Below are 12895 nucleotides of genomic sequence, written 5' to 3' on the forward strand. Positions count from 1 at the left end.
AAGGAGTTGTCCATGACGAGAGCCACCGCCGGACGGGGTCGCAAAATCTTCGCCGGGCTGATCGCGGCCACCGTGCCCGGTGTGGCCGTCGCGGTGCTCGCGGGAGCCCCGGCGACCGGCGCCAACGACCCGTGCGCGGCCAGTGAGGTCGCCCGGACGATCGGCTCGGTCTCCAAGTCGATGGGTGACTACCTGGATTCGCACCCGGAGACCAACCAGACGATGACCTCGATGCTTCAGCAGCAGGCGGGGCCGCAGTCGGTGAACGGGCTGAAGTCCTACTTCGATGCCAACCCCAAGGTCGCCGGTGACATGACGTCGATTGCCCAGCCGCTGACCAACCTGTCGCTGCAGTGCAAGCTGCCGATCTCGATCCCGCAGGCGATGGGCCTGATGCAGCAGGCGCAGGGCGCGGCCGGTGGGCTGCCCGCGCTGCCCGGTAACCCCGCGGGCGCTTCGCCGCTGGGCGGGACCACCGGTGGCGCCCCGGCCGCCGCGCCGCAGCCGGCGCCGCCCGCGGCGACCAACCCGCTGCCGGGCCCGTCGCGCGGCAACACCGTCGGCTAGAGCTGGTCCTCGGGTTCCGGATTTCGGTCGGGCGGCAACGGTCCCTGCAGCGCGGTCTCGGTCGGGTCGGCCGGGGGGTCGCCCTGCAGCGGCACGATCGGTAGCGGACCCGTGATCGGGTCTTCGCCGGAGTCGGTGACATTCTCGGTGCGGAACACGAAGAAGAACACCACCCAGCCGATCGCGGAGATGAGCAACCAGCTGATCAGCCGGTAGATCAGCATCGCCGAAATCGCGTTGGGCAGCGACATCCCGCTGGACACCAGGCCGGGCACCAGCACCGCCTCGACGATCAACAGGCCGCCGGGCATCAGGGGGATCGTGCCGACCGCGCGGGCGGCCGCGTAGGCCACCGTCAACCCGGCGACCGAGGCGTGATCCCCGGCGGCGTAGGCGGCGAAGCCCAGGCAGGCGACGTCGGCGATCCAGTTGAACATCGACCAGCCGAACGCGACCCCCAGGTCGCGGCGGCCCAGGCTCACCGATTCCAGCTGCATCAGCGTCTCGCGCCACTTGTCCAGGCCGGTGTCGGCTTGCCTGCCGCGCACCGAGTTGACCCACGCCAGCACCCGGCTGCCGATGCCGTCGATCAGCTCCGGCCGTGACGCGACGGCCTGGGCCAGCAGCAGCAGCGCGACGAAGCCGCCGAGGGTGAACAGCAACGAGAACGGATTGTTCTTCGCGCCCAGCAGGAAGGCGCCGCCGAGGCCGAGCAAAGCCAATCCCACCGCCTGCAGCACACCCGACATCACCAACTGCCACGACGCCACCACGGTCGAGGCGCCCCACAGCCGCTGCTGCCGGAACAGGAAGGTCGCCGACAGCACGGGCCCGCCGGGCAGCGTGGTGCTCAGCGAATTGGCGGCATAAAACGCGGCCTCGGAGCGCAACTGCTTGACGTTCACGCCCGCCGACTTGAGCAACGTGCGCTGGATCTGAGCAAAGCTGTGCATCGACGCGGCCGCCGCCGCCACCGATGCGAGCAACCACCACCAGTTCGCCTCATACAGGCTCATCCAGGCTTTGGCCAGCTGATCCCAGCCCAGCGAAACCTCGACGGCGAGCACGATGGCAACCGCCCCGAGGATCACCCAGCGCACCCACCAGTACTTCCCGCGCGGGGTTTCTCCCCCGCAAGCGGGAGGTGCCCCCACGCGCGGGGGTAATTTGTTGGCGGGTGCGTCGTGCGGCACGTGATTTAGGGTAACGGTGCAGGTGGCGCCGCGATCGCTGCGCACCGCCTACCGTGTCTTGGAAGTTCCGGGGTCGTAACCGGATCGTGCCGACGGCGATGGCTCCAGCCCACGCGCAGAACCCCGTGAGACGGCTTCGAGACACGTTTGGGGGCCGGCCGCGGCGGATAGGCTGGCCAAATGTCAGCAAACGCCGACGACGCGTCGGTCGAACCCCTTGTCCGCAAGACCGCCGCCTGGGCCTGGCGCTTGCTCGTCATCCTGGTCGCCGCGCTCGCCCTGTTGTGGGTCGTGCAGAAGCTCGAAATCATCGTCGTTCCGGTGCTGGTGGCGCTGCTGGTGAGCGCGTTGCTGGTGCCGGTGGTGGACTGGCTGGACAAGCGGGGCCTGCCCCGCGGTGGTGCGGTGGCACTGGTGTTGCTGGGTGGCTTCGCGATCCTGGGCGGCATCCTGGCGTTCGTCATCCTGCAGTTCATCGACGGCCTACCCGGGCTGACCGAACAGGTGACGCAGAGCATCGAGTCGACGCGCCGCTGGCTGATCCATGGGCCGGCCCACCTGCGCAACGAACAGATCGACAGCGCGGGCAACGCCGCCATCGAGGCGCTGCACAACAATCAGGCGAAGCTGACCAGCGGCGCGCTCTCCACCGCCGCCACGGTTACCGAACTGGTCACCGCGGCGGTGCTGGTGCTGTTCACGCTGATCTTCTTTCTCTACGGCGGCCGCAACATCTGGCAGTACGTCGTGCAGATCATCCCGTTGGACGTCCGCAACCGGGTGCACGAAGCCGGCATCGCCGGATACGGGTCGTTGATCGGGTACGTGCGGGCCACCTTCCTGGTGGCCCTGACCGATGCGGCCGGGGTCGGCACGGGTTTGGCGATCATGGGCATCCCGCTCGCGCTGCCGCTGGCATCGCTGGTGTTCCTGGGTGCGTTCATTCCGCTCGTCGGTGCGCTGATCTCGGGCCTGGTGGCCGTGGTGGTCGCGCTGCTGGCTAAGGGCGTCGTGTACGCGCTGATCACGCTGGGCCTGCTGATCGCGGTCAACCAGATCGAGGCTCACCTGCTGCAACCGCTGGTGATGGGCCGCGCGGTCTCCATTCACCCGCTCGGGGTGGTGCTCGCCATTTCCACCGGCGGCGTGCTCGCGGGGATCGTCGGCGCGCTGCTGGCCGTACCCACGGTCGCGTTCCTCAACAATGCGATCCAGGTGCTGTTGGCGCCCGATCCGTCCGCCGAGGCCGAGAAACAGACCGAGGAGGCGGACGAGAAGAACGCGATCCTGCAGGCCGAGCCCGACAAACCCGAGAACGAATCCGGCTGAGGCTCAAGCCTTTTCGGAGCTTTGAGGGGCGCCAGGCGACTGGTTACAGCCGGCCCTCGCGGCGCAGCAGATCCGCAGCGGACAGGCCGCCGCCAGCGCGGCGGCGTTGCCGCGCCGGGTCGCCGTTCTCGCTCTGCTCGTGCGCGTTCACCTGCTCGGTGGCCGCGTTCGGGTCGTTGCCTTCGGCGCGCATCTTGGGCAGGGCGGTGGTGGGTTCGGCGGTGTCGCCGTTGTCGTCGGACCGGTTGCCGGGAACCGGGATGGCCCGCGTCTGATCGCCGGACGGCGGTGCCGCTGGACCCGGCGCCGGGGGCCGCTGGGGAGCCTGCGGCGCGGAATTGGCGGGACGTGGATCGGCCGGCCGGTCACGGCCGGGCGCGCCCTGGGCGGCCAACCGCGTCGTCTTGGCTTCGGTCGGCTGGCTGGGCCTGGCGGGGATGCGCGTGGTGCCAGGTTCCTGCGCGGGCCGCGGGTCCGTGGGGCGTGCGGGGCGCGACGGCTCCAGCGCTCCGGGGTGCGTCGGGTCGTGCGGGGGCCGGGGCGAGGCGGCGACCAGGCTCGCCGCAACCGGCGGCCTCGCCGGCCGGCCGTTGAGCGTGGGCCGCTTGCGCTCGTCGGGCAGGTCGATCTCGCCGAGGCCGATCTTGTTCTGCAGGCGGCGGGCCCAGCGCGGCGCCCACCAGCAGTCGTCGCCCAGCAGCTTCATCACCGACGGCACCAGGAACATCCGGACGACGGTGGCGTCCAGCAGCAGCGCCGCCATCAGACCGAAGGCCAGATACTTCATCAGCACCAGGTCGGAGAACACGAACGAACCGGCGACCACCGCCAGCACCAGCGCGGCGGCCGTGATCAGGCGTCCGGTGGTCGCCGTCCCGATCCGGATGGCCTCGGCCGTGGACATGCCGCGTTCGCGCGCCTCGACCATGCGCGAGACCAGGAACACCTCGTAGTCGGTGGCCAGACCGAAACCGACCGCGACGACCAGCGCGATGAGCACCACCATCAACGGGGTCGGGGTGAAGTTCAAGACACCTGACAAGTGCCCGTCGACGAAGATCCAGGTCAGGATGCCCAGGGTGGAGCCCAGCGTGAGCGCGCTCATCAGCACCGCCTTGACCGGCAGCACCACCGACCCGAAGGCCAGGAACATCAGCAGCAGGGTGGCGCTGAGCAACAGCACCAGCATCAACGGACCCTTCTCGGCCAGGCTGTGGATGCTGTCCTGCTCCAGCGCCGGCGTGCCGCCGACGTAGAGGTTCAGCCCCTTCGGCGGATTCACCGACCGCAGTTCGGTGAGCTTCTTCGCCGCATCGCTCTTGTTGACCAGCCCGTTCTGGATCACCCGCACCGAGCCGTCTTTGGGCACCGTCGTCCCGTTCGGGCCGGCGACGCAGGGGTTACCGGCGATGGCCGGGCAGGCCCGCTCCTCCCAGGTCTTGTCGGTGAAGCCGCCGATCGAGGAGATCCTGTTGCGGATGTCGGCCACCTGCTGGTCGGTCACCTTGCTGCCGTTGGTGCTCTGGATCACCATCGTCAGCTGCTCAGTCCGGTAGCCGGGGAATTGCTTGTCGAAGTGTTCCTGCGCCAGGCGCACCGGGTTGTCCGGTGGCAGGTACTTCTCGCTCATGCCGCCGAACGACAGGTTGCCCAGCGGGATGACCAGCAGGATCATGCCGACGGCGATTGGGATGGCAAACGCCAGCGGCCGCTTCATCACAAAGTTGACGAGCTTGCCCCAGAAGCCGGCCTCGACCTCTTCGCGGGTCTTGGTCTTTTGCAGCCGGTCCGCGAGCCAGTTGAGGTAGGCGCGCGAATACTTCCAGTTGCGCAGGAACGGGACCCGGAACGCGGTGCGCACGCCCAGCGCGTCGACGTGGCGGCCGAGGATACCCAGGCACGCCGGCAGGAAGGTGATCGACAGCAACGCGGCAAGTCCCACGGCGGCGAAGATCGCGTAGGTGAGCGAGTGCACGAAGCCCTGCGGCAGCACCAGCAGGCTGGCGCTGGACGCGATGATCAGCACCGCGGAGAAGGTCACGGTGCGCCCGGCCGTCATCACGGTTCTCCGCACGGCGGCCTCGGTGTCGTAGCCCTCGGCTATCTCCTCCCGGAATCGGCTCACCACGAACAGCCCGTAGTCGATGGCGATGCCCAGGCCGATCAGCGAGACGACCGGCTGGGCGAAGAAGTGCACCGGCCCGAACGCGGCGACCAGTCGCAGAATCCCCAGCGAGCCCGCGATGCTCAGCCCGCCGACGATGGCCGGCAGGCCGGCGGCGGCGGCGCCGCCGAACACCAGGAACAGCACGACCGTCACCAGCGGCAGCGCCAGCACCTCCATGCGGCGCTGGTCGGTGGCGATGGTGCCGGTCAGGGCGTTGGCGATGGGCTCCAGGCCGGCGAGTTGGACCGTCCCGCCGTCGAGCTTCTGCAGATCCGGCTGGATGGCCTTGTAGTTGTTGAGGATGCTGTCGTCGTCGTTGCCCTTCAGCGGGATCGACACGAAGGTGTGCTTCTTGTCCTCGCTGACCATCCCCTTGATGATCGGGGGCGCGTCGGCGGGATTGGCCACGGCCAGCCAGCCGGCCCAGCCGACGACCTGGTCGGAGTGGTCGGCCTTGAACTTGTTGAGCTCGCCGACGATCTTGTCCCGCCACGCCGAATCGTCGACAGTTTTTCCGTTGGGGGCGGTGAAGGTGGCCACCACGTGGCTGGTGCGGTCGCGGCCGTAGGTCTGGTCGCCCAGCACCGAGGCCTTAACCGATTGGCTGCCGTCGTCGTAGAAGCCGCTCTGTGTAACATGCTTGCCCAGGCTGATTCCGAAGACGCCGCCCAGCAGACACAGAGCTACCGTGACCCCGATCACGATGTACCGATACCGGTACACAGTTCGACCCCACCAGGCGAACACGCAAGCTCCTTACTGGATCGTTAACGACCCGCGCATTGGTTTTCCAGTGTCACACACGCGCGGTCAGCAGCGCGGAGAGCGGCCGGAACGGCTGCAGCCACGCACCCTGGTCAGGCAGCGAATCTAGGCCGATCCGCGGCAACGGTTCCCGGAAGACACCAGCGATATCCTCCAGATCAACGAAGTCCAAGGTATCCGACGCTAGCGCCCAACTCGCATGTTCGCGAAATCCGATCACCTGGACGCCGACTCCGCTTCGTGCGATGTCTTCCAGCGGCTGACGAAACGCCTGACCGTCGGCGGACGCCACCACCAGCGCCGCCAACCCCTCGGTGCGCCGCAGTTCGATATGGGCCAGCATGTCGCGGTCGACGTCGCTGTCCTCGTCGATCTTCGGCTTGGCGAAGACCGCAAACCCCACGTTACGGAGCGCGTCCACCCATGGCCGGACGACGTCGGCGCTGCCCGGCGCGATGTTGGTGAACACCGTGGCCTCGGGTTCCACCACGACGCCGGGGCGACCGGCGCTGACCTCGGCCGTACGCGCCAGCAACCAGCGGCCCAGGGCGTCGAACCGCGGGCGTTCCAGCGCCGTCGGGCGGCGGCCCAGGATGGAGCCCAGCCCCATGTCCAGGTTCGGGGCGTCCCACACCAGCAGCACGCGTCCACCCGGGGGAGAGAAGCCGCCCAGCTCGTCGCCGGTCAGCACCGCCGGTGGCGCGACGGGTTGGGCCCCCGCCGCGGTTTCTTCGGTCAGGCTCATACTCATCGCCTACTCATCGTCTAAGCCAAATGAATTCGGTGACGGCGCTGCCCGCTTCTTGAGCCTTCGTCTCGTACTTGGTGGTCGGGCGCGCGGTCGAGATCGGCAGCGCACTGTCGGGATCGGCCGGGTGCAGCCGGGGTTCGCCCGCGCCGACCTCGGCGATGTGCTCGGCGTAGCCGGCGTGGTCCGTCGCAACGTGCAGAACACCACCAGGGAGTAGCCGGTCGGCTATCAAGCCAATCGTGCCCGGCTGCAGGAACCGGCGTTTGTGGTGCCGCGCCTTCGGCCACGGATCGGGAAAGAAGACGCGTACGCCGGTCAGCGAACCCGGCGCGATGAGGCGTTGCAGGACCTCGAGGGCGTTGCCGCGGATCAGCCGGACGTTGCTGACCTTGTCGCGGTCGATCGCGCACAGCAGCTGCGCCAGCCCGCGCCGGTAGATCTCCACCGCCACCACATCGATATCGGGTTCTTCCTTGGCCATCGCCAGGGTGGATATGCCACTGCCGCAACCGATTTCGAGCACCACCGGTGCCTGTCGTCCGAACCAGGCGCGGGTATCCAGCGTTTCGGAGTTGTCGGGTTGGTCGGTGGCGGCGCCCACCGACAAGCCGAGCTCGGGCCAGCGCCGTTCCCAGGTCTGGCGCTGGGCATCGGACAGGGCCGATCGTCGCGATCGGAACGCCGTGGCCGGGAGATAGCGCTGGTCGGCGCGGTCCGAGCCCCCCGTCGGCGTGTCGGCAGACATCGCCATCCCGCGCTGCGCATGCATTTGTCCATGGTGGCCTATAAACCTCGGATGTAGCCGCCCCTGGTCCGGATTGATACCCAACAGTTGCCTCCACCTGGTAACTCATTAACGGTGGCTCGCTTCTTGGTGACGTGGGTGCCACCATTCGGTGGGGCCGCTCGGGCCCGGCGCTGCCTCCGGTAGCGGCGACGCCGGCCGGGGGGTGGGGTCATCCGGACCGAACAGGCGGGATATGAGGGGACAAGGACACCAGAGTTTCGTCGATGAGCTGGCGCGCTTCGCCGCCGGCCACGTCGACCCGCGCCTGACGGCGGTCGCGCAGCGATCCGCCGCGCCCCTGCGCGTGGTTGTGCGCGGCCGCCGGGGGGTCGGCTGCCGCACGGTGCGCCGCGCCCTGGACGGCGCGGGACGCGCGGCGGGCATCGTGGTCGACGGCCCGGCGGCCGAGCGCGACGTCGACGCGGTGGTCTACGTGATCACGGAGGTGGTCAAGCCCGAGGACACCCAGGCGATCGCGTCGGCCGGGCGTCCGGTGCTGGCGGTGCTGAACAAGGCCGACCTGGCGGGCTCGCTGTCCGGCCGGGGCGGCGACGGGCCGAGCGCGCCGGCGCGCGCCAGGTGCACGGAGCTCTCGGCGCTCGTCGGCGTGCCCATGGAACCGATGACGGGTCTGCTTGCGGTCGCCGCGCTCGACGACCTGGACAGCGCCCAGTGGACGGCGTTGTCCGCGCTGGCCGCACATCCCGGCACTGCGTGCTTCGACGGCTCTTTCGCCGCATTCCTGGCCGCCGACGCCCCGGTGCCGACCGAGGTGCGGCAGCGCCTGCTCGACACCCTCGACCTTTTCGGCACCGCGCTGGCGGTCGCCGCGCTCCGGCAGGGCCGGACCCCGGCCCAGGTGCTGACCCTGCTGCACCGGATGAGCGGCGTGGACACCGTCCTGGCCAAAATCGGCGCGCTGGGCGCCGAGGCGCGCTACCAGCGGGTGCTGGACGCGGTCGCCGAACTCGAGGCGCTGGCCGCCGGGGGCGGCAGGCTCGCCGAGCGCATCAGCGGGTTCCTGTCCCGCGACGACACCGTCCTGGCCCGCATGGCGGCCGCCGTGGACCTGGCCGAGGCCGCCGGGCTGGAGCCGGGTGACCCGCAACCTCTCGACGCGCATCGCGACCCGTCCGCGCATCTGCCGCGGGCGGTGCGGTGGCAGCGCTACAGCCGCGCGTCGGCCAGCGAACTGCACCGCGCCTGCGGCGCCGACATCGCCCGCGGGTCGCTGCGGCTGTGGTCCCAGGCCTGCGGCTCGCTGCCGGGGGGATCCTGGTGAGCGCCGCGACAAGCGACGATCCCGTCGCCGCGGTGGACGCGCTGGTGGCGGCGGCCGGTCCGGGACTGGATCCGCCGGCGATTCAGCGCTGCGACGTGGTGCTGGTGACCGGTCCGTGGATGGCCGGGGTCACCGCGGTGGCCGACGCCCTGCGGGAACGGCTGCCGCAGCACAGATTCGTGGAGTCGACGGACCTGGGGCCCGGTGAGGTGCCGATGCTCGTGGTGTTCGTCGTGTCGGCGGCGGCCAACCTGACACCATCGGACTGTGCGCTGCTGGACGCCGCGACCGAGCACACCGATGCGGTCGTCGGTGTGGTGTCCAAGATCGACGTGCATCTCAATTGGCGCGACATCGTCGCCGCCAACTGCGACTCGCTGAGCGCGCACGCGCCCCGCTACGGCCGGGCACCCTGGGTGGGTGTGGCGGCCCTGCCCGATCTGGGTGAGCCCGAGGTCGACGAGTTGGTCGACGCCGTCTCGGCGCAACTCGACGACCCCGATCTGGCCCGGCGAAACAGGTTGCGGGCGTGGGAATCTCGCCTGCAGACGGTAGCGCGGCGGTTTGACCGCGAGGTCGAGGGGTCGGGCCGGCGGGCCCGGGTCGAGGCGCTGCGCGAGGAGCGCAGCACCGCGTTGCAGCAGCGGCGTCAGGCGAAAAGCGAGCGCACCATCACGCTGCGCAGTCAGATCCAGCAGGCTCGGGTCGCGCTGTCCCACTCGGCGCGTAACCGGTGCGCGGGCGTGCGCACCGAACTGCAGGAATACGCGGCGGGTTTGTCGCGACGCAACATGTCCGGTTTCGAGGCGGTCACCCGCGACCAGCTCGACGGGGTGGTCGCCGAGGTCAGCGAAGACACCGACACGCAACTGGCCGAGGTGGCGCAGGCGATGGATGTGCCGATGGAGCTGCCGCCGCTCGAGCAGCTGCCGACGGTGGACATCTCGCCGCCGCCGCTGAAATCGCGGCGCCAGGAGACCTGGCTGATGATCCTGCTGGGCGTCGGGTTCGGTCTCGGGGTGGCGCTGACGCTGAGCCGGTTGATGAGCGGCCTGGCCTCGCGGCTGAACCCCGCGCTGGCCGTCGTCGCGGCCCTGGCATGCGTGGCGATCTCGGTGGGGCTCACCTTCATGGTGATCAACATCCGTGCGCTGCTGCACGATCGGGCGCTGCTGGACCGCTGGGCGGGCGACGTCACCGCCTCGCTGCAGTCGGTCGCCGAGGAGCTGGTCGCCACCCGGGTGCTGGTCGCCGAGTCGGTGTTGAGCAAAGCGCTGCTGGCAGAGGACGAGGCCGAGAACGCGGCGGTGTCCGCCTCGGTGGGTGCCATCGACACCGAACTGCGCGAGCACGCCCTGGCCGCCGCGCGGGCCTCGGCCGCGCGCGATCGGGAGATGCCCGCGGTGACCGCGGCCCTGGCGGCCGTGCGTGCAGAACTGGGAGAACCGGGTATACGAGAGGACGAAAGTCACTCCGAAAACGCCGGCGGTGACCACACCGAAAAACCCGCTTCGAGGAGCGAAGATGGCGACCCGTCATGAGCTTCTGAATCGTTGTTGTGAGAAGGCTTATACCTGCCCGAGACTTCCCCGACAAGATCCTCACGATAACCTGTAGTTAACGCCACCAATTCCTTAATTGTGTGGGCGAGAGCATAGCGAGCAACACCAGCCCGATACGCAAATGAATCCAGGAGAGTTCGATGACCGCAGCGACCATTCCCGGTTTGGACACAGCACCCACGAACCACCAGGGCCTGCTGTCATGGGTGCAGGAGGTCGCCGAACTCACCCAGCCCGACCGGGTGGTCTTCGCTGACGGCTCCGACGAGGAGTTCAACCGGCTGGCCACCCAGCTGGTCGAGGCCGGCACGTTGAAGAAGCTCAACGAGAAGAAGCACCCGAACTCCTACCTGGCGCTGTCGGACCCGTCCGACGTGGCACGCGTGGAATCCCGGACCTTCATCTGCACCGAGCAAGAGGACGGTGCCGGCCCGACCAACAACTGGATGGACCCGTCCGAGATGCGGTCCATCATGACCGACCTGTACCGCGGCTGCATGCGCGGCCGCACCATGTGGGTGGTGCCGTTCTGCATGGGCCCGCTGGGCGCCGACGACCCGAAGCTGGGCGTGGAGATCACCGACTCCGAGTACGTCGTCATCTCGATGAAAGTGATGACCCGGATGGGCAAGGCCGCCCTGGAAAAGATGGGCGACGACGGGTTCTTCGTCAAGGCGCTGCACTCGGTGGGCGCGCCGCTGGAAGGTCGGGACGGAACCCGAAAAGAAGACGTGCCGTGGCCGTGCAACGACACCAAGTACATCACCCACTTCCCGGAGACCCGCGAGATCATGAGCTACGGCTCGGGCTACGGCGGTAACGCGTTGCTGGGCAAGAAGTGCTACTCGCTGCGCATCGCCTCGGCGATGGCCCACGACGAGGGCTGGCTCGCCGAGCACATGCTGATCCTCAAGCTCATCTCCCCGGAGAACAAGGCCTACTACTTCGCCGCGGCGTTCCCGTCGGCGTGCGGCAAGACCAACCTCGCCATGCTGCAGCCCACCATCCCGGGCTGGCGCGCCGAGACGCTCGGTGACGACATCGCCTGGATGCGGTTCGGAAAGGACGGCCGCCTGTACGCGGTCAACCCCGAGTTCGGTTTCTTCGGCGTCGCGCCGGGCACCAACTGGAAGTCCAACCCCAACGCCATGCGCACCATCGAGGCCGGCAACACCGTCTTCACCAACGTGGCGCTCACCGACGACAACGACGTGTGGTGGGAAGGCCTGGAGGGCGACCCGCAGCACCTGACCGACTGGAAGGGACGCGACTGGACGCCCGATTCCGACGAGAAGGCCGCGCACCCCAACTCGCGCTACTGCACCCCGATGTCGCAGTGTCCGATCCTGGCGCCGGAGTGGGACGACCCGCAGGGCGTGCCGATCTCGGGCATCCTGTTCGGCGCCCGCCGCAAGACCACGGTGCCGCTGGTGACGCAGGCCCGCGACTGGCAGCACGGCGTGTTCATGGGAGCCACCATGGGCAGCGAGCAGACGGCCGCCGCCGAGGGCAAGGTCGGCACGGTGCGCCGCGACCCGATGGCCATGCTGCCGTTCCTCGGCTACCACGTCGGTGACTACTTCCAGCACTGGATCGACCTGGGCAAGAACTCCGACGAGTCCAAGATGCCGAAGGTGTTCTTCGTCAACTGGTTCCGCCGCGACGAAGACGGCGGGTTCCTGTGGCCGGGCTTCGGCGAGAACAGTCGGGTGCTCAAGTGGATCGTGGACCGCATCGAGCACCAGGCCGGCGGCCAGGACACCCCGATCGGCATCGTGCCGACCGCCGACGACCTGGACCTGGACGGCCTGGACGTCAATGGCGACGACGTGGCCAAGGCGCTCGCGGTCAACGCCGCCGAGTGGCGCGAGGAACTGCCCCTGATCGAGGAGTGGTTCGAGTTCGTCGGCGACAAGTTGCCCACCGGCGTCCGCGACGAGTTCGAGGCGCTCAAGCAGCGGCTGTCCGAAGCGGGCTGAGCCCGCTGGCGGGCGATGAGGTAGACCTCAGCCGCTAAATCGCCTGCCGCCGTAGCGATCTCGGCAGGTAGACTGCTCCCGTCCCGGCGCTGGCCGCCAGGTCGGCGGGATTGGAGATGGCGCAGCGCTTGAGCGACAGGCAACCGCAGCCGATGCACGAGTCCAGGTTGTCGCGCAGCGCGATCAGCCCGGCGATCTGATCGTCGAGGCGCGCGCGCCAGGTTTTGGACAGCCGGCTCCAGTCGGCGCGGGTCGGGGTGCGGCCATCCGGAAGCGTGGCGAGCGCGTCGGCGATCTCATCCAGGCTCAGGCCGACATTTCGGGCGGCCTTGATGAAGGCCAGGCGCCTCAGCATCTGCCGCTCGAAGCGGCGCTGGCCACCGGCGGTCCGGGTCGCCGTGATCAGGCCCTGGCTCTCATAGAACCGGATCGCCGACGCCGCGAAGCCGCTGCGGTTCGCTATCTCACTGACGGTGAACAAGTCTCGCTTATCCATTGTGGCCTTCTCGAATT

Annotated in this window: 10 protein-coding genes; 5 read left to right on the forward strand and 5 right to left on the reverse strand. The window is 69.0% G+C overall.

Going from position 1 to position 12895, the window contains the following annotated elements:
• Positions 1-12: 12 nt before the first annotated feature.
• Positions 13-567, forward strand: coding sequence for a hemophore (locus tag A5760_RS03095; protein WP_064877642.1), 555 nt, complete (start codon positions 13-15; stop codon positions 565-567).
• On the opposite strand, the gene A5760_RS03100 is transcribed toward A5760_RS03095, so the two are convergent.
• Positions 564-1760, reverse strand: coding sequence for a TIGR00374 family protein (locus A5760_RS03100; RefSeq protein ID WP_064877643.1), 1197 nt, complete (start codon positions 1758-1760; stop codon positions 564-566). The genes A5760_RS03095 and A5760_RS03100 overlap by 4 nt on opposite strands.
• A gap of 180 nt (positions 1761-1940) precedes the next feature.
• On the opposite strand from A5760_RS03100, the gene A5760_RS03105 reads away from it, so the two are divergent.
• Entirely contained in the window at positions 1941-3089 is a 1149-nt protein-coding gene (locus A5760_RS03105) for an AI-2E family transporter (RefSeq protein WP_064877644.1), read from the forward strand.
• A 43-nt stretch (positions 3090-3132) separates the two neighbouring features.
• Here the strand turns inward: A5760_RS03105 and A5760_RS03110 are convergent, their stop codons facing one another.
• Genes A5760_RS03110 through trmB form a run of 3 tightly spaced genes read right to left on the reverse strand, consistent with a single transcriptional unit; the run spans position 3133 to position 7559 of the window.
• Complete coding sequence (locus A5760_RS03110) at positions 3133-6003, reverse strand: MMPL family transporter (RefSeq protein ID WP_064877645.1); 2871 nt, start codon at positions 6001-6003, stop codon at positions 3133-3135.
• 49 nt (positions 6004-6052) lie between these two features.
• The gene (locus A5760_RS03115; RefSeq protein WP_064877646.1) at positions 6053-6766 is read right to left on the reverse strand and encodes an NYN domain-containing protein; all 714 of its coding nucleotides are present in this window, start codon (positions 6764-6766) and stop codon (positions 6053-6055) included.
• Between the two features lie 13 nt (positions 6767-6779).
• Positions 6780-7559, reverse strand: a complete 780-nt coding sequence (gene trmB / locus A5760_RS03120; RefSeq protein ID WP_196771972.1) for a tRNA (guanosine(46)-N7)-methyltransferase TrmB — start codon at positions 7557-7559, stop codon at positions 6780-6782.
• Positions 7560-7752: 193 nt separating this feature from the next.
• On the opposite strand from trmB, the gene A5760_RS03125 reads away from it, so the two are divergent.
• The 3 genes from A5760_RS03125 (at position 7753) to A5760_RS03135 (ending at position 12382) form a co-directional block, all read left to right on the forward strand.
• A complete protein-coding gene (locus A5760_RS03125; protein ID WP_064877648.1) occupies positions 7753-8841 on the forward strand; it encodes a hypothetical protein in 1089 nt (362 codons plus the stop codon).
• Positions 8838-10382 carry a hypothetical protein gene (locus A5760_RS03130; protein WP_196771967.1) on the forward strand — a complete coding sequence of 515 codons (1545 nt, stop codon included), beginning with the start codon at positions 8838-8840 and terminating at the stop codon, positions 10380-10382. Before A5760_RS03125 ends, A5760_RS03130 begins: the two co-directional genes overlap by 4 nt.
• A 161-nt stretch (positions 10383-10543) precedes the next feature.
• A complete protein-coding gene (locus tag A5760_RS03135; protein ID WP_064877650.1) occupies positions 10544-12382 on the forward strand; it encodes a phosphoenolpyruvate carboxykinase (GTP) in 1839 nt (612 codons plus the stop codon).
• Between the two features lie 34 nt (positions 12383-12416).
• Here A5760_RS03135 and soxR read toward each other — a convergent pair whose 3' ends face one another.
• Complete coding sequence (gene soxR / locus A5760_RS03140) at positions 12417-12878, reverse strand: redox-sensitive transcriptional activator SoxR (protein ID WP_064877651.1); 462 nt, start codon at positions 12876-12878, stop codon at positions 12417-12419.
• Positions 12879-12895 lie beyond the last annotated feature (17 nt).

This window comes from Mycobacterium colombiense, from assembly GCF_001665835.1.
Classification (GTDB): Bacteria; Actinomycetota; Actinomycetes; order Mycobacteriales; family Mycobacteriaceae; genus Mycobacterium; species Mycobacterium colombiense_A.